The 16,080-nt window shown below is 67.8% G+C and carries 17 protein-coding genes; 6 read left to right on the forward strand and 11 right to left on the reverse strand.

Features of this window, described 5'->3' with window-relative positions; genetic code table 11:
* Positions 1–14: 14 nt before the first annotated feature.
* The 4 genes from purH to htpX all read right to left on the reverse strand — a co-directional run bounded on the left by purH (position 15) and on the right by htpX (position 5,957).
* Positions 15–1,631, reverse strand: coding sequence for a bifunctional phosphoribosylaminoimidazolecarboxamide formyltransferase/IMP cyclohydrolase (gene purH / locus OSH10_RS10665; RefSeq protein WP_266331685.1), 1,617 nt, complete (start codon positions 1,629–1,631; stop codon positions 15–17).
* 68 nt (positions 1,632–1,699) lie between these two features.
* Positions 1,700–3,340: a heparinase II/III family protein gene (locus OSH10_RS10670; RefSeq protein WP_266331686.1), complete on the reverse strand. Its 1,641-nt coding sequence runs from the start codon at positions 3,338–3,340 to the stop codon at positions 1,700–1,702.
* A 254-nt stretch (positions 3,341–3,594) separates the two neighbouring features.
* Entirely contained in the window at positions 3,595–4,965 is a 1,371-nt protein-coding gene (locus tag OSH10_RS10675; RefSeq protein ID WP_407660697.1) for an RsmB/NOP family class I SAM-dependent RNA methyltransferase, read from the reverse strand.
* Positions 4,956–5,957 carry a zinc metalloprotease HtpX gene (htpX, locus tag OSH10_RS10680; RefSeq protein WP_266331688.1) on the reverse strand — a complete coding sequence of 334 codons (1,002 nt, stop codon included), beginning with the start codon at positions 5,955–5,957 and terminating at the stop codon, positions 4,956–4,958. Before htpX ends, OSH10_RS10675 begins: the two co-directional genes overlap by 10 nt.
* 172 nt (positions 5,958–6,129) lie before the next feature.
* Between htpX and OSH10_RS10685 the strand changes: the two genes are divergently transcribed.
* The 3 genes from OSH10_RS10685 to OSH10_RS10695 all read left to right on the forward strand — a co-directional run bounded on the left by OSH10_RS10685 (position 6,130) and on the right by OSH10_RS10695 (position 6,943).
* Positions 6,130–6,327 (forward strand): DUF1674 domain-containing protein, encoded by a 198-nt coding sequence (locus tag OSH10_RS10685; RefSeq protein ID WP_266331689.1) that lies wholly within the window; start codon positions 6,130–6,132, stop codon positions 6,325–6,327.
* Positions 6,328–6,395: 68 nt separating this feature from the next.
* Positions 6,396–6,662, forward strand: coding sequence for a CopG family ribbon-helix-helix protein (locus OSH10_RS10690; RefSeq protein WP_266331690.1), 267 nt, complete (start codon positions 6,396–6,398; stop codon positions 6,660–6,662).
* A complete protein-coding gene (locus OSH10_RS10695) occupies positions 6,650–6,943 on the forward strand; it encodes a type II toxin-antitoxin system RelE/ParE family toxin (RefSeq protein WP_266331691.1) in 294 nt (97 codons plus the stop codon). The genes OSH10_RS10690 and OSH10_RS10695 overlap by 13 nt, the downstream gene beginning before the upstream one ends.
* 18 nt (positions 6,944–6,961) lie before the next feature.
* Here the strand turns inward: OSH10_RS10695 and acs are convergent, their stop codons facing one another.
* The 7 genes from acs to tsaD form a co-directional block, all read right to left on the reverse strand.
* The gene (acs, locus tag OSH10_RS10700) at positions 6,962–8,902 is read right to left on the reverse strand and encodes an acetate--CoA ligase (protein ID WP_266331692.1); all 1,941 of its coding nucleotides are present in this window, start codon (positions 8,900–8,902) and stop codon (positions 6,962–6,964) included.
* 57 nt (positions 8,903–8,959) lie between these two features.
* Positions 8,960–9,712 carry a class I SAM-dependent methyltransferase gene (locus OSH10_RS10705; protein WP_407660698.1) on the reverse strand — a complete coding sequence of 251 codons (753 nt, stop codon included), beginning with the start codon at positions 9,710–9,712 and terminating at the stop codon, positions 8,960–8,962.
* Positions 9,664–10,092 (reverse strand): EVE domain-containing protein, encoded by a 429-nt coding sequence (locus OSH10_RS10710; protein WP_266331693.1) that lies wholly within the window; start codon positions 10,090–10,092, stop codon positions 9,664–9,666. The genes OSH10_RS10705 and OSH10_RS10710 overlap by 49 nt, the downstream gene beginning before the upstream one ends.
* Positions 10,093–10,135: 43 nt before the next feature.
* Positions 10,136–10,414 (reverse strand): YciI family protein, encoded by a 279-nt coding sequence (locus tag OSH10_RS10715; protein WP_266331694.1) that lies wholly within the window; start codon positions 10,412–10,414, stop codon positions 10,136–10,138.
* 81 nt (positions 10,415–10,495) lie between these two features.
* Positions 10,496–11,464, reverse strand: coding sequence for an NAD(P)H-dependent glycerol-3-phosphate dehydrogenase (locus OSH10_RS10720; protein WP_266331695.1), 969 nt, complete (start codon positions 11,462–11,464; stop codon positions 10,496–10,498).
* Positions 11,461–11,910, reverse strand: coding sequence for an NUDIX hydrolase (locus OSH10_RS10725; protein ID WP_266331696.1), 450 nt, complete (start codon positions 11,908–11,910; stop codon positions 11,461–11,463). Before OSH10_RS10725 ends, OSH10_RS10720 begins: the two co-directional genes overlap by 4 nt.
* Positions 11,907–12,998 (reverse strand): tRNA (adenosine(37)-N6)-threonylcarbamoyltransferase complex transferase subunit TsaD, encoded by a 1,092-nt coding sequence (gene tsaD, locus OSH10_RS10730; protein ID WP_266331697.1) that lies wholly within the window; start codon positions 12,996–12,998, stop codon positions 11,907–11,909. The genes OSH10_RS10725 and tsaD overlap by 4 nt, the downstream gene beginning before the upstream one ends.
* 123 nt (positions 12,999–13,121) lie before the next feature.
* On the opposite strand from tsaD, the gene hemC reads away from it, so the two are divergent.
* Genes hemC through OSH10_RS10745 form a run of 3 tightly spaced genes read left to right on the forward strand, consistent with a single transcriptional unit; the run spans position 13,122 to position 16,075 of the window.
* The gene (gene hemC, locus OSH10_RS10735; protein ID WP_266331698.1) at positions 13,122–14,060 is read left to right on the forward strand and encodes a hydroxymethylbilane synthase; all 939 of its coding nucleotides are present in this window, start codon (positions 13,122–13,124) and stop codon (positions 14,058–14,060) included.
* 3 nt (positions 14,061–14,063) lie between these two features.
* The gene (locus tag OSH10_RS10740) at positions 14,064–14,795 is read left to right on the forward strand and encodes a uroporphyrinogen-III synthase (protein ID WP_266331699.1); all 732 of its coding nucleotides are present in this window, start codon (positions 14,064–14,066) and stop codon (positions 14,793–14,795) included.
* Positions 14,796–14,842: 47 nt separating this feature from the next.
* A complete protein-coding gene (locus OSH10_RS10745; protein ID WP_266331700.1) occupies positions 14,843–16,075 on the forward strand; it encodes a COG4223 family protein in 1,233 nt (410 codons plus the stop codon).
* Positions 16,076–16,080: the final 5 nt, after the last annotated feature.

Below are 16,080 nucleotides of genomic sequence, written 5' to 3' on the forward strand. Positions count from 1 at the left end.
GCAGACCAAGCCGCTCAGTGGCGGAAGTGGCGCATGCCGGTGAAGACCATGGCAAGGCCGGCCTCGTCGGCGGCGGCGATCACCTCGTCGTCGCGCATCGAACCGCCTGGCTGGATGATCGCGGTCGCACCCGCTTCGGCCGCGGCCAGCAGGCCGTCAGCGAAGGGGAAGAACGCGTCGGAGGCGACGACAGACCCCTTGGCCAGCGTCTCCGGCAGACCGGCGGTGCGGGCGGCATCCGCCGCCTTCTTGGCGGCGATGGTCGAGCTGTCGACGCGGCTCATCTGGCCCGCACCGACGCCGACGGTGGCGCCGTCCTTCACATAGACGATGGCGTTCGACTTGACGTGCTTGGCGACGCGGAAGGCGAAGAGCAGGTCGTCGAGCTCGGCGTCGGTCGGCACCCGCTTGGTGACGACCTTCAGATCCGACTTCTGCACGCGCCCTGCGTCGCGATCCTGCACCAGCAGGCCGCCCGCCACGGTCTTGACCGTCAGGCCCTTGGCGGACGCATCCGGCAGGCCGCCAGTGACCAGCAGGCGAAGGTTCTTCTTGGCCGCGACGATGGCGATCGCCTCCTCGGTCGCGTCCGGGGCGATGATGACCTCGGTGAAGATCTCGACGATCTTCTTTGCGGCATCCGCGTCCAGCGTCCGGTTCAGCGCGACGATGCCGCCAAAGGCGGAGACCGGGTCGCAGCGCAGCGCCTTGTCATAGGCCTCGGCAAGCGACGCGCCGGTGGCGACGCCGCAGGGATTAGCGTGCTTGATGATCGCGACGGCCGCCGTCTCGGCCGGGTCGAACTCGGCCACCAGCTCGAAGGCGGCGTCGGTGTCGTTGATGTTGTTGTAGGAAAGCTGCTTGCCCTGCAGCTGCTTCGCGGTCGACACGCCGGGACGAACCTCGCCGGTGGCGTAGAAGGCCGCCTGCTGGTGCGGGTTCTCGCCATAGCGCATGATTTCGCGCAAGGACCCGCCGAACGAGCGCCAGGCCGGCGCCGGCTCTTCGAGCACACGGGCAAACCAGTTCGAGACCGCCGCGTCATAGGCAGCCGTGCGAGCAAAGGCTTTGGCCGCGAGGCGCTTGCGGAAGGCGAGCGGCGTCGCGCCGCCATTCGCGTCGAGCGCTTCCAGCACCGAGGCATAATCGGCCGGGTCGACGACGATCGAGACGAAGCCGTGGTTCTTGGCGGCGGCGCGGGTCATCGCCGGGCCGCCAATATCGATGTTCTCGACGGCGGTGGCGTAATCCTCGGTCGAGGCGATGGTCTTCTCGAACGGGTAGAGATTGACGGCAACGAGGTCGAAGCCCTCGATGCCATGCTCCTGCATTTCCGCTGCGTGCTGCGGATCGTTGCGGATGCCGAGCAGGCCGCCATGGATCTTCGGATGCAGCGTTTTGACCCGGCCGCCGAGGATTTCTGGAAAACCGATGACATCGGCGACATTGGTGGCCGGCAGGCCGGCGTCGATCAGCGCCTTGCAGGTCGAACCCGTGGCGACCAGGGCGACGCCGCGCTCATGCAGCGCACGGGCGAAGTCGAGCAGGCCAGTGGAGTCCGACACCGAAAAGAGCGCGCGCTTCATCGGAACGAGTTCGGGAAGGGCGACCTTTGACGGCGGTACGGCCATGGAGTCCTCGCGGGTTCGAATGCTGAAGGCCCGCGCGATACCACGTTTTTTCACGCCATGCAGCCGCTTTACGCACCCAGCGGCAGATCGTCTCCGGGATCGTCGTGATTGCGCATCCGTCCGCCCGGCTCGACGACGCGATGCAGGATCCATTCGACCGAGGCCTGATGCAACGCCCGGCCATAGACGACTATCTGATCGGTGCGCCGGCTGCCGCGAATATCGGAGAGGCGAATGCTCTCCTCGAGCAGAACCTCGAGCTCCGGAGTCTCGAACTGCCAGGCCGAACCATCCGGCAAGGCGAGGAAGACGCCGCGACCATTGTCAAAGCGCGTGGCCTCGACGGCGGGATGCAGGTGGAAACGCAGCGCGAACGCGTCGCGGCCGCCGCGCGCGATGGTGTTGCCGCTCGGCGTCGTGAACGAATCCACGCCGTCGATGCGGTCGCCATAGGCGGAAAGCACCAGCTTGCGCTCGTGCCGGATGCCGAAGCGCGCCACATAGCCGTCATGCGCCGCGATCAGCACCGTCTCGCTGCGATTGTCCTGGCGGGAGACGTCGACGCGGGTCGGGCCGGAAAGGATCGCCTCCCCGAGCTTGTCGGCGAGATAGGTCCCCTTCAGGAAGCGGCAGGACGAGGAATCGTTCAGCGTCACGGTCGAATGCGCCGCCGTGGTGCGTGCCATCCGCCGCAGCGCCGTGGCGCCCGGCCCCGGCACGCCGCAATTGACGATCAGCGGCTGGCGACCGGAGCTCATCTCGAAGGAGAGGCAGCCGGCATGCGCCTCGAGCGACAGCACCGGGCGCGGCGGCGGGCCGGTGTCGACCAGCATCACCGTGTCGCCCGCATCGAGCCGCTGATAGCCGGCATAGGGCGCATTCTTGCCCGGCGCGCCGCGCGCGTCGTCATAGGCGAGGACGGTGGCGAGCAGGCCGAGCTGGGTCTCGCCCATGCCGTTGAACTTGGCGAAGGAACCGTCGCCATGCCGGAAGAAGCGCAGCATCGGCATCATGCGGTCGATGGCGCCGAGAAGCGCCGGCGAAGGCTGCTGGCCACGAGCGGTAAAGGCCTGGCGAAGCGGCAGCAGGTCGACCAGGATTTCCAGCACCGTGCCGGGATTGCGGCCGACATGGCCGCCATCCGGCAGGATCTGCCGGGCCAGTTCGTGATCGAGCCAACGCGACGCCTGGCGGACCAGGCGCGGCTGGTCGGAAAGCGACAGCCCGGCGGCGGCCAGCGCCATCATCACGCGCAGGCGCGGCATGCCGGGGCGCACATCGCGCGCCACCCGGCGCAGATGGCGGACCTGCTTGGTCAGGGAGCGCATGAAGCGACGGTAGAAGCCGTGATCGCAGCCCTCGAGCACCAAGGGTGTCTGCGCCAGCCAGGACAGGATCCGCCGCGCCATGACGTCGGGATCACGCGCGATCGGATCATGGCTCTTCTGGAAGCGGATCCATTCGTCGAGCAGTGCGCGGGCATTGGAGCGCGAGACGGCGAGGTCGGAGGCGCGCAGATGGCGCAGCCAGCCGAAACTGTGCAGCCGCTCGGCCCAGGCGCGCGACGGCGCCTCGATCTCGAACACCGAGAAGCCGGCGACGTCGACAACCTCGCCGGCGAAGACGAAGCGGCCGGCATAGATATCGTTGGCGATGGTAGGGTCGGCGGTGCGCAGGTCGGTCGGCGCGATCAGCAGCCGCTCGGGCACCTGGCCGGAATATTTCCACCGATAAAGCGCGCTGGCATGAAACGCGTAGCGCGCTCGTCGCCATGCAGACGCGAGTGCGAAGCGGACGAGCCGACCCCGACCGGATCCTGCTCCGAACGCCATACCCTCTCGCTCCCTCATCTACGGCTGAAATCGTGCTGACCCGATCGTCGACGGTTCGAAACGAATCAGTCGGCCAGCGATTCGAGCAATCTAATTGCGGATTCGCTCAAATTGAAACCGTTTCCCGGCGCCTAGAGGCGCCGGAAGCGGGCGGCGAAGAAGCCGTCGAGCCCGGAAAGCCGCGGCTCGGCATTCGGCAGGTCGGATGGCAGCGTGCGCAGGAAGCCGTCGCGACAGATGGCTTCGACACCGCCCACCTCCTCCGGCCGGATCGGCTCCAAAACCAGCGGTAGGCTGGCCAAGGCCAACGCAACCTGATCCTCGCCCTCGGCCTTCTCCAGCGAACAGGTGCAGTAGACCAGCGTTCCGCCGGAGACCAGCATCGAGGTGGCGCGCGCGAGCAGCGAGGCCTGCAGATTGGCCAGCGCCTTGATGTCGGCCGGCCGCTTCAGCACGGCGACGTCGGGATGGCGGCGGATCGTGCCGGTCGCCGAGCACGGCGCGTCGAGCAGGATGGCGTCGAACAGCCGGTTCGGCTGCCAGGTCTCGACATCGGCCGCGATGGTTCCGATCTGCAGCTTGAGCCGCGACAGATTCTCGCGCACCCGCTGCAGGCGGCCCTCATTGATGTCGACGGCCATCACCTTGGCGCCGGCGGCGGCGAGCTGGGCGGTCTTGCCGCCCGGCGCCGCGCAGAGATCGGCGACGTCGAGACCCTCGACCTTGCCGAGCAGCTTGGCCGGCAGCGCGGCGGCGGCGTCCTGCACCCACCACTGGCCTTCGGCGAAGCCCGGCAGTGCGTCAATCGGTCCGTGCGCAATCAGGCGGACGCTGCCGGTCGGCAGGACGATGCCGCCGAGCTTCTCCGCCCAGCCCTCGGGATCGGACTTGACCGACAGGTCGAGCGACGGCTCCAGCAGATGGGCGGCGGCGATCGCCTGCGTGGTCTCGGCGCCATAGTCCTTGACCCAGCGCTCATAGAGCCAGTCTGGCACGTTGAGGCGAACCTCATCCTGCGAGGCGAGAATGGCGTCCCGCTGCTCGGTCAGGCGGCGCAGCACGGCGTTGACCAAGCCCTTGAAATGGCGCGCGTCGCGATCGGCCTCGGCGGTCTCGACGGCGATCGAGACGGCGGCATGATCGGGCACGTCCATGAACAGGATCTGCGCCGCGGCGACATGCAGGATCGCCGGCAGCGGGCCGGACTTGCGCGGCAGGGCTTTGTCGAGGAAGCGGCCCAGCGCGTCGTCGATCTGGCCGCGACGGCGCAGCGCGATGCCGAGAATGGCCCGCGCCAGGCCGCGCTCGCGCGGATCGAGCGTTTCGAACGGCCCGTCGGTGGCGTCGACGGCGCTATCGAGCGGGCGATGGTCGACCAGCACGGCCATCAGCGCGGTGGTCGCGGCAAGGCGGGCGGCGACGCCCGGCGCGAGGCGGGGCGCACGCGGCGCGTTGCGGTTCGGACGGGTACCGGCCGGCGTTGTCTTCTTGCTCAACCCCACGGCCCCCGGCCCTGCGAACCGCCGGAGCCATTGCCCCACGGCCCGCGCGACGCACCCGAAGCGGGACGGCTGGAACGGAAGCCGCCCGGCAGGTTGACGCCACGGCCAGCGCCCGGACCCGGACCGAAGCCCGCGCCCTGGCTGCCTGTCTCGGCTTCCATCGCCAGCAGCGCCGCGATCCGGTTGTCGGTATCGGGATGGGTAGAAAAGAGATTGTCCATGCGCTGCCCGGATAGGGGATTGATGATGAAGAGATGCGCGGAAGCCGGATTGGCCTCTGCCGTCTCGTTGGGGATCTCGTGCGCCCCGCGCGCGATCTTGGCAAGGGCTGTCGCGAGCGAACGCGGCGAACCGCAGATCTCCGCCCCCAGCCGGTCGGCCGCGTATTCGCGCGTCCGGCTGACCGCCATCTGCACCAGCATGGCGGCCATGGGCGCGACGATCATCATGACGATCGTCCCGATCATGCCGATCCCGCCGCCCTCGCGGTTGCGGTTGCCACCGAACAGGAAGGCGAAATTGGCCAGCATCGAGATGGCGCCGGCCAGCGTCGCCGCAATGGTCATGGTCAGCGTGTCGTGATTCTTCACATGCGCCAGTTCATGCGCCATCACGCCGGCGATCTCGTCGCGGGAGAGTGCCTGCAGCAGGCCGGTCGACGCGGCAACGGCGGCATTTTGCGGATTGCGGCCGGTGGCGAAGGCATTGGGCTGGGCGGAATCGATCACATAGACCTTCGGCATGGGCAGGTTGGCGCGCTGCGCCAGCTGCCGGACGATGCCGTAATACTCCGGCGCGCTGCGTTCGTCGACCTCATGGGCGCCGTACATCGACAGCACCATCTTGTCGGAATTCCAGTAGCTGAACACGTTCATGCCGGCGGCGATGACGAAGGCGATCATCATGCCGCTGGATCCGCCGATCAGATAGCCGATGCCCATGAACAGGGCGGTCAGGGCCGCGATCAGCAGGGCAGTGCGCATGATGTTCATCGGGGACTCCGGGAATGACTCCGAGGATGGTTGGCGGACCGGCTGCGTTGCAGCGGCCCGCCGCTTCGACCTATATGATGGGAGGAGGCAGGTCGACCTGCAAGCGGCGGCTTGGCTGGAATCCGCCGGAAAGCAAGCCGTTTCCCTCCCTTATGCAACGTGCGAGGCCCTCATGAGCGACGAAGTCGAAACCCCTATGCCGCCGCGCCCGCTCAGCGACGCCGCCCGCCGCGCGCTGGCCGAGGCGGAGGTCCGCCGGATCGAGATCGACGCGGCGACGAAGCGCCCGCGCGAAATCCTCGGCCGCTCCGGCCCGGAGCCGATCCGCTATGGCGACTGGGAAAACAAGGGCATCGCCAGCGATTTCTGAGGGCGGGACGGGCGCACTCTCCTGTGCTAGCCTCCCTCCACACACAGCGGATCGGGAATGCCATGCCATTGTCAGTCAAGCTGGACCCGGATGCCGAGGCGCGCCTGAAGGCGCTGGCGGAATCACGTCATCTCAATCCGGACGTCATGCTGCAGGAGGCAATCGGGGAATATCTCGATCGCGAGGAAGCACGCCAGGCCTTCAGGACAGAAGCCTTGGCGTCGCTCAGCGCCTTCCACGAGGACGGGCTGCACGTAACCCTAGAAGAGACTGAGGCTTGGCTCGATAGCTGGGGCACGGATGCGGAAACGCCTCCGCCGGCTTGCCACAAATAGTCCTGACAGCGGGTGCGCTTGCCGGCATAGAGCGATGCCGTAACCATCTTTTCGCCCGCGACCCCGATGCGGCACGTCGCGCCGCATCGGTGATAAGGAACCAGTTGCAGATCCTATCGGGCGCGCCGATGGCAGGCAGGCCCTTTCCCGGCACGCCGGAACTGCGCGAGTTGATAATTCCATTTGGCCGAACCGGCTATGTCGCGCTTTATCACTACGACATTCCATCGGACCGTGTGCTGATCCTCGCCTTCCGGCATCAGCGAGAGGCCGGCTACTGAGCCGGCCTCTGCCATTTTCTAGCGCTTGTTCTGACGGTTGGCGACCAGGTCGTCGACGACCGTCGGGTCGGCCAGCGTCGAGGTGTCGCCGAGATTGCCGAACTCGCCCTCGGCGATCTTGCGCAGGATGCGGCGCATGATCTTGCCTGAACGGGTCTTCGGCAGGCCGGGCGCGAACTGGATCAGGTCGGGCGAGGCGATCGGACCGATCTCCATCCGAACCCAGGCAACCAGTTCCTTGCGCAGCGCATCGGACGGCTCGACCGTCGCCATCAGCGTGACATAGGCATAGATGCCCTGGCCCTTGATGTCGTGCGGATAGCCGACGACGGCGGCTTCCGAGACATGCTCATGCGCCACCAGCGCGCTCTCGACCTCGGCCGTGCCCATGCGATGGCCGGAGACGTTCAGCACGTCGTCGACGCGGCCCGTGATCCAGTAATAGCCATCCTCGTCGCGCCGGCAGCCATCGCCGGTGAAGTAGGCGTTCTTGTAGGTCGAGAAGTAGGTCTGCACGAAGCGCTCGTGGTCGCCATAGACCGTGCGCATCTGGCCGGGCCAGGAATCGGTGATGATGAGGTTGCCCTCGGCAACGCCCTCCAGCACCTTGCCCTCGCCATCGACGATCGCCGGCTGCACGCCGAAGAAGGGCAGCGTCGCCGAGCCCGGCTTCTGCGCGATCGCGCCCGGCAGCGGGGTGATCAGGATGCCGCCGGTCTCGGTCTGCCACCAGGTATCCACGATCGGGCAGCGATCGTCGCCGACGACGCGGTGATACCACTCCCACGCTTCCGGATTGATCGGCTCGCCGACCGAGCCGAGCAGGCGCAGCGAGGCGCGCGACGTCTTCTTCACCGGCTCGTCGCCGGCCTGCATCAGCGCGCGGATCGCCGTGGGCGCGGTATAGAAGATGTTGACCTTGTGCTTGTCGATCACTTCCCAGAAGCGGGAATTGGTCGGATAGCTCGGCACGCCCTCGAACATCAGCGTCGTGGCGCCGTTCGACAGCGGACCGTAGACGATGTAGGAATGGCCGGTGACCCAGCCGACATCGGCCGTGCACCAGTAAATGTCGCCATCCTGATAGTCGAACACCTTGCTGTGCGTCAGCGAGGCATAGACGAGATAGCCGCCGGTGGTATGCAGCACGCCCTTCGGCTTGCCGGTCGAACCCGACGTGTAGAGGATGAACAGCGGGTCCTCGGCGTTCATTGCCTCGGGTTCGCAATGCTGCGACACCGTCTTGGCTAGGTCGCCATAGAACACATCGCGACCGTTCTGCATCGGCACGTCGGCGAAGGTGCGCTGCACGACCAGCGTCCGCACGTCTTCGTCAAGCTTGGCCAGCGCCGCGTCGACATTGGCCTTCAGCGGAATCTTCTTGCCGGCCCGCAGGCCCTCATCCGCCGTGATCACCAGCTTCGAGGCGCAATCCTGGATGCGACCGGCGAGGCTGTCGGGCGAGAAGCCGCCGAACACGACCGAATGGACGGCGCCAATGCGGGTGCAGGCCAGCATGGCAAAGGCCGTTTCCGGGATCATCGGCATGTAGATCGTGATGCGGTCGCCCTTCTTGGCGCCCATTTCCTTCAGCACATTGGCGAAGACCTGGACCTGATCGGAAAGCTCGCGATAGGTGATCGAGCGGCTTTCCGAGGGATTGTCCCCCTCCCAGAGGATCGCGACCTGATCGGCGCGCTTGGCCAGATGCCGGTCGACGCAATTCGCCGAAACGTTGAGCGAACCATCCTCGAACCACTTGATCGAGACATTGTCCGGCGCGAACGAGGTGTTCTTCACCTTGGTGAACGGCTGAATCCAGTCGATTCGCTTGGCCTGCTCGGCCCAGAAACCATCCGGATCCGCGACCGAGCGCTGATACATGGCGCGATAGGTCGGCTCGTCGATCTGTGCTCGCTTCGCCCAATCGTCCGAGACCGGATAGATCTTGTCGTGCATCTTGATTCCTCCCTGGCAGCTCCGCTTTCAGCGAAGCACACCTTAATGCCGGCGGCATTATGCGAATCCCGGCTCTCCCGGCAAGACAGTCTGGAAACCTTCGCGGTTGTCGAAGCCCAGTATGCGCACCCGCTTCACCGCGGCATCCTCGAGGGCGGGATGAACCGGGACGTCATATCGGGCGAGATCACGCACGCGGGCGAGCGGACGATAGGTCCGGTCCGGGTCGCCGGCGATCACCGTGACGCCGCTGGTGGCGAGCATTCCCAGCCACGGCAGCAGCCGCGCCGCGAAGCCCGGATCATAGAAGACGTCGCCGGCGAGCAACACGTCGACATTCCCGATCGCACTGCCGACAATGTCGGCCTGGCGTACGCGGATATCGCAGCCATTTGCTGCGGCGTTGAGGGAAATTGCTGCAACTGCGAAGGGATCGATGTCGATCGCCTCGACCTGGGCGGCGCCCGCCTTCGCGGCGGCGATCGCGACCAGTCCGGAACCGGAGGCGAAATCGAGCACACACCTGCCTTTGACGAGTTCCGGATGATCCAGGACATAACGCGCCAGCCCCTGTCCGCCGGCCCAGGCAAACGCCCAGAAAGGCGGCGGCATGTCGGCGCGGTCCAGCGCCGCTTCGGTCAGATGCCAAAGCGCGGTCGCCTCATCTGCTTGATAAATCTGGATTTCCGGAACGAAGGCAACCGGCGCCAGCCGGGTCTGTTCGACGATGAAGCGCGCGGGATCGTCGAACAATCGCTCGCTCAGATCGAGGCGGGGTCGAGCCCGCCCAGTTCGCAGATCAGCTTCCATTCGGCTTCCGTCACCGGCTGCACCGAAAGTCGCGAATTGCCGACCAGCGCCATGCCCTCCAGCCGGGGCTCGGCCTTGGCCGTCTCCAGCGAATAGGGCTTGGGGATCGGCCGGATGGCGCGCAGGTCGACGCATTCCCAGCGGCCGCTGTCATCGGTCGAATCCGGATGGGCCAGCTTCGCCACCTCGACGATCCCGACGATCTCCTTGCCGATATTGGAATGGTAGAAGAAGCCGCGATCGCCAAGCTGCATGGCGCGCATGTTGTTGCGCGCCTGATAGTTGCGGACCCCGTCCCATTCCTGGCCAGCCGCGCCCTTCTTTACGAGATCATCGAAGGAAAACACGTCGGGTTCGGACTTGAAGAGCCAATAGGCCATGGGACGCTCCGGTAGAGATCAAGAAGGAAGTCGGGTCGACCGATCAGGCCGGCTTGCCGACGGCCCAGCGCCAGGGACGAACCACCGTTTCCTTGAACAGTCCGGCCTTGGCATAGGGGTCGGTTGCGAAGACGGCGCGGGCGGCGGCCTCGTCCTCGGCTTCGAGGATCAGCAGCGAGCCGACCATGTCGCCCTTGTCGTCCAGGAACGGGCCGGCGATCGCCATGCCGGTTTCCTTCAGCCATTCGATGTGAGCGGGGCGGTTCTCGAGACGAACCGGCAGGCCGTCCTCGCGATCGGTCAGAATGGCAACGAAATGCATGAAAACCTCCAAGAATTGCGGCGGCACGGTAGGCGGCTCGCTCGCTCAGGTAAAGACCTCGGGGCCCGACGGCCCGAGGGATCAGTCGGCCTCGCGCTTCAGCGGACGCAGCATCAGCGCTTCCGCCGCCGCATCGATCGAGAGCGTGCCGTCGAGGATGGCGGCGACCGCCTCTGTGATCGGCATCGGCACGCCGAGCCGGCGGGCGAGATCGCGCGCCACCGGCGCCGTCGCGGCGCCTTCGGCAAGCGCCGGCGGCAGGGTCGCGCCGCTGCCCAGCGCATGGCCATAGGCGAAATTGCGCGATTGCACCGACGAGCAGGTGAGCACGAGATCGCCGAGGCCGGACAGGCCCATCAGCGTTTCCGGCTGCGCGCCCTGCGCCTCGCCGAGACGACGCAGTTCGGCGAAGCCGCGCGCGATCACGGCCGCACTCGCGCTGGCGCCGAATTCGCGGCCGGCGACGATGCCGGCGGCGATCGCCAGCACGTTCTTGAACGCGCCGCCGATCTCGACGCCCAACATGTCGGTCTCGGCATAGGGGCGGAAGCTGGCGGAGCCCAGCGCATGGCAGAGCGCCATAGCAAGCCTCAGATCCATGGCGGCGATGGTGACGGCGGTCGGCAGGCCGCGCGCCACATCGACGGCAAAGCTCGGTCCCGACAGCACGGCGGGGGCGGCGGGCGGCAATGCCTCCGCCAGAACCTCGGTCATCCGCTTGGCGGTGCCGCGTTCCAGGCCCTTGGCGCAAAGCACGACCGGCGTGTCCTCGGCGATCGCCTCGAGATGGGCCGCCACCTCGCGCAACGTTTGCGCGGGCGTCGCAAGCAGGATCGCATCGGCCGCCAGGACATCGCCGATCCGGTCGGTGATCCGCAGCGAAGCCGGCAGCGTCACGCCCGGCAAGTGGGCGGAATTCTCGTGCGTGGCCGCCATGTCGGCGACGTTGCGGCCCCAGAGCGTCACCGTGCGGCCGGCGCGGTGGGCGGCAAGCGCCAGAGCGGTGCCCCAGGCACCGGCGCCGACGACAGCGATATGGTCGATCGTCATGGGGCCATCTCCTGCGCGGGCAACTGATCCAGAAACGCATCCAGTTCGCCGAACAGCGCTTCGCTCAGCGGCAGGTCGAGCCAGTAGAGCGCAAAGCGGATCGGCGGGCCGCCGGCATCGGGGTGCATTTCCATCTGTTCCCAGCTCTCGGCGAACTCGCCTTCGAGCGGCAGATGGAAGTACCAGCGCCGATGCTGCCGCGCGGGTCCGCCCGGCGGAGCATAGTGATAGTCGCGCTCGCCAAGCAGCGTCAGGACATCCGGCGCGACCAGCCCGGTCTCTTCCAGAAATTCCCGCCGCGCCGCCTGTTCGGGCGTCTCGCCGGCTTCCATCGTCCCGCCGGGAACCTGGATGCCATATTCGGGAAAGTCCGGCTCGCGGAAGACAAGCAGCCTGCCGCGCCAGGTCGCGTAGAGGACAACCTTGCTCTTGCGGATGATGCTCACGCCTTCGCCCCCTTGTGGCCGGAGCCGAGCATCGGTGCCGCCAGTTGGTCGAGCGGCCAGCGCGGGCGAGCCGGAGCCGCGAGATCGTCGAGCAGGCCAAGCGCCAGTCTCTCCGCGCCGGCCCAGGCGATCATGGCGCCATTGTCGGTGCAGAGCACCAGCGGCGGCGCCACCAGCCGGAACCCGCGGGCCGAAAGCTCGGCATCGAGCCCGGCCCGGAGCGCCTTGTTGGCGGCGACCCCGCCGGCCACCACCAGGGTCGGGTCGGCACTATCCGGGAACTCCGACCGGAACCGGTCGAGCGCGTGGCCGATGCGGTCGCGCACCACCAGCGTCACCGTGCGCTGGAAGGCGGCGCAGAGGTCGTCGACATCGCTCTCCGACAGCGGCGCGATCGCCTCCGCCTCGATACGCAGCGCCGTCTTCAGGCCCGAGAAGGAGAAATCGGCGCCGGGCCTGCCGAACATCGGCCGCGGCAACGCGAAGCGATCGAGATTGCCGCGCGCGGCGGCGCGCTCCACGGCCGGGCCGCCCGGATAGGGCAGGCCGAGCAGCTTGGCAGTCTTGTCGAAGGCCTCGCCCAGCGCATCGTCGATCGTCGTGCCCCAGCGCTCATACTGGCCGACGCCGCGCACCAGCAGGATCTGCGTATGGCCACCGGAAACCAGCAGCAGCAGATAGGGAAAGGCGATGCCATCGGTCAGCCGCGCCGTCAGCGCATGGCCTTCGAGATGATTGACCGCCACCAGCGGCTTGCCGGACGCCAGCGCCAGTGCCTTCGCCGTCGTCAGGCCGACGATCACGCCGCCGATCAGGCCGGGACCGGCGGTGGCCGCGATCGCATCGAGATCGGCGAAACCGACGCCCGCCTCGTCCATCGCGGCCTGCACCACGCTATCCAGCGCCTCGACATGGGCGCGCGCGGCGATCTCGGGCACTACGCCGCCAAAGGCCGCATGGTCGTCGAACTGCGAGAGGATGACGTTGGAGAGGATTTCGCCATGCCCGTTCGCGTCGCGCGAAACGACGGAGGCCGCCGTTTCATCGCAACTCGTCTCAATACCCAGAACCAGGACGGACAAACTCACACCGGGGCCTTTCGCCGCGTATCGGGCGGCTTGCTTGCAGATGGGCGCGTCGTGACTAGACTGGCGCCGAATTTTGCCCTCATGGGCATGTTGAGACAGGCCCTAACATCCGGACCCGACCCCGTGCAATCCGAAGCCTCTACGCCCCTCCTCCGCATTGGTACGCGCGGCAGCCCGCTGGCGCTTGCCCAGGCGCAGGAGACGCGGGCCAGGCTCGCCATCGCCCACGGCCTCGACGAAGCGTCGATGGAGATCGTCGTCATCAAGACCTCGGGCGACCGGATCCAGGATCGCTCGCTGTCGGAAGCCGGCGGCAAGGGCCTTTTCACCAAGGAACTCGAGGAAGCGCTGTTCGCCGGCACGATCGACATCGCCGTGCATTCCTCCAAGGACGTGCCGACCTTCCTGCCGGAAGGACTGACGCTGATCGCCTATCTGCCGCGCGAGGACGTGCGCGATGCCTTCCTGTCGCCGGTGGCAGCCTCGGTCCGCGACCTGCCGGAGGGTGCGGTGCTGGGCACCTCGTCGCTGCGCCGCCGCGCCATGGCGCTGCGGCTGCGGCCCGATCTCGTCGTCGTCGAATTCCGCGGCAATGTGCAGACCCGTCTTTCCAAGCTCGAAAACGGCGTCGCCCATGGCACGCTGCTGGCGCTTGCCGGCCTGCGCCGGCTCGGCCGCGCCGACCTCGCCACCTCGATCATCGAGCTCGATGATTTCCTCCCCGCCGTCGGGCAGGGCGCGGTGGCGGTGGAAGGCCGCGAGGGGGATGTCCGCGTCCGCGAATTGCTGGCCGCCATCAACGATCCCGCAACCGAGATCGCGCTGCACGCCGAACGCGCTTTCCTGACCCGGCTCGACGGCTCCTGCCGCACGCCGATCGGCGGCCTCGCGACGCTTTCCGGCGACGACCTGCTGTTTCGCGGCATCGTTCTCTCGCCCGATGGCCGACAATCCGAGGAAACGCGCATGACGGCGCCGCTCGCCGACGCGGAACGGATCGGCACGGCGGCGGCGGACGAACTGATCGGCCGCGGCGGCAAGACCTTCTTCATGACGGGCTGAGCGATGCGGCTGCTCGTCACCCGGCCCGAGCCCGACGCGACGCGAACCGCCGAGCGGCTGCGTGCGCTGGGCCATGAGCCGGTGATGGCGCCGCTGCTGGAAACGGCCTTCCTCGACCCGAAGCCCCCGTCTTTCCGCCCTTCGGCCATCCTTCTGACCAGCGGCAATGGCCTGCGCGGCATGCTGCGCTGGCCCGGCGCGGCCGACTGGCTCGACATAACGGTGCTTGCCGTCGGCGACCGTACGGCCGAGGCGGCCCGCGCGGCCGGCTTCACGCACGTCCTGTCAGCCGAGGGGGACGGCGAAGCCCTGGCCACGCTCACCATCGCCAGCCTCGATCCCACAGCCGGGACGCTGCTCTATCCCGCGGCAGTCGATCGCGCCGGTCACTGGCCGGAGCGTCTCGCCGCCGCCGGTTTCACGATCTCGCTGGCCGAGATCTACCGGATGGATCCAGTAGCGAGCCTGCCCGATTCGGTGGTGGCGGATCTCCACCAGGGCCGTCTCGACGGCGTGCTGCTCTACTCGCCGCGCACGGCCAAGACCTTCGTGCAGCGAGTGGTCGCGCTTGATCCACAGCCGCCGGCCGACCATCTGTCGATCTACACGCTGTCGCCGAACGTGGCGTCTTCCGTGACCTTTGGCAGGATTTTCACGGCCCCCGAACCGACCGACGACGCGCTGCTGGCGCTGATCCCCCAAAGCATGGGAACATCCCCTTCAGGCGTCCGTTAACGCATGGGCCTATACTGGATGTAGGCGACCGACGAGATCGAGGCGAGATGAGCGACGACGACACCTTCAAGCCGGCAGGCGAACCATCCGGATCCCGGCGCAAGCGCCCTCCCGTGACGATCGACCTGGCCGCCGAATCGAGCGGCGCGACCTCTCCGCCTTCGCCGGAGCAGACCGCGCCCGTGTCGACGCCGGACCCGGTCATCGAGCCGGCGCCGGACGCGCCCGTGCCGCCGCCTGCTTATGAACCCGAAGTCGGCACGCCCGAACCCGCCGCGCCCGTAGCGCGCGAGTCGGCGCCCGGACGCTTCGTGATCCCGGCCATCGCCGCCCTCGGCGGCGGTGTCATCGGTGGCCTGCTCGTCGCCCTGCTCTCCTCCTCGACCGGCACGAATCCGGTCAACAGCGCCAGCCTCGATTCGCGTTTCGCGGCTGTCTCCGCCCGTCTTGACCGCGTCGAAGCGGCAACGACCGAAGCCGCGTCAAGGCCGGCAGCGGCCGGCGGCGTCGACCCGGCCCGGATCGCCGGCCTGGAAAAGGAAATCGCCGCGCTGAAATCCGCCGCCAGCCAGCCGGTGGCGACCGCCACGGCGCCGAGCGTCGATCTCGGCCCGATCGAGAGCCGGCTTTCTGCGCTCGAAACCCGCCCGGCGCCGGTTGCGCCGGAGGCCGCCCCCGCGGCGCCGCCGGTCGACCTGACGCCGCTGCAATCGCGCCTCGATGCGCTGACGACGCGGCTCGACGCCGTGGAAGCCCATCCGCCGGCCGACCCGAAGACCGAAGCCGCCGCCCGCGTCATCGCGGTGACGGCGCTGCGCCAGGCCGCGTCCGGTTCCGGCCCGTTCGCCAATGAACTCGCCGCGGTCTCGGCCCTCGGCACGGAAGACACGGAGATCGCCGCGCTGCAGCCGCTGGCCGCAACCGGGGCACCGTCCAAGGCTGACCTCATCGCCGCTTTCCCGGCGGTCGCCGATCAGATCCGCATCGCCGCCGCCAAGGTGGATCCCGGGGCCAGCCTGATCGATCGCCTGACGGCCTCGGCCGGTTCGCTGGTCAGCGTCAAGCCGTCGGGGCCGATGGCAGGCCCCTCGGCCACCGCCGTGGTCTCGCGCATGGAAGCTGCGGTGAAGGACGGCAATCTGGCCGAAGCGCTGCGGGAAGGCGACGGGCTCGACGCCATCGCCCGCGCGCCGCTTGCTGATTGGGCGGCCAAGGCCGGCCAGCGCATTGCCATCGATACCGCTCTTGCCGGCCTCAGCGCCGCCAAGTCTTCGAACTGACGGAG

The sequence above is a fragment of the Kaistia defluvii genome, assembly GCF_026343955.1.
Lineage (GTDB): Bacteria > Pseudomonadota > Alphaproteobacteria > Rhizobiales > Kaistiaceae > Kaistia > Kaistia defluvii.

Coding starts and splice junctions, on each gene's coding strand:
- OSH10_RS10710 (WP_266331693.1), bottom strand. CDS start 10,092: ATGGCCTATTGGCTCTTCAAGTCCGAACCCGACGTGTTTTCCTTCGAT.
- acs (WP_266331692.1), bottom strand. CDS start 8,902: ATGCACGACAAGATCTATCCGGTCTCGGACGATTGGGCGAAGCGAGCA.
- OSH10_RS10715 (WP_266331694.1), bottom strand. CDS start 10,414: ATGCATTTCGTTGCCATTCTGACCGATCGCGAGGACGGCCTGCCGGTT.
- OSH10_RS10720 (WP_266331695.1), bottom strand. CDS start 11,464: ATGACGATCGACCATATCGCTGTCGTCGGCGCCGGTGCCTGGGGCACC.
- OSH10_RS10740 (WP_266331699.1), top strand. CDS start 14,064: ATGCGGCTGCTCGTCACCCGGCCCGAGCCCGACGCGACGCGAACCGCC.
- OSH10_RS10685 (WP_266331689.1), top strand. CDS start 6,130: ATGAGCGACGAAGTCGAAACCCCTATGCCGCCGCGCCCGCTCAGCGAC.
- purH (WP_266331685.1), bottom strand. CDS start 1,631: ATGGCCGTACCGCCGTCAAAGGTCGCCCTTCCCGAACTCGTTCCGATG.
- htpX (WP_266331688.1), bottom strand. CDS start 5,957: ATGAACATCATGCGCACTGCCCTGCTGATCGCGGCCCTGACCGCCCTG.
- OSH10_RS10745 (WP_266331700.1), top strand. CDS start 14,843: ATGAGCGACGACGACACCTTCAAGCCGGCAGGCGAACCATCCGGATCC.
- OSH10_RS10705 (WP_407660698.1), bottom strand. CDS start 9,712: ATGGAAGCTGATCTGCGAACTGGGCGGGCTCGACCCCGCCTCGATCTG.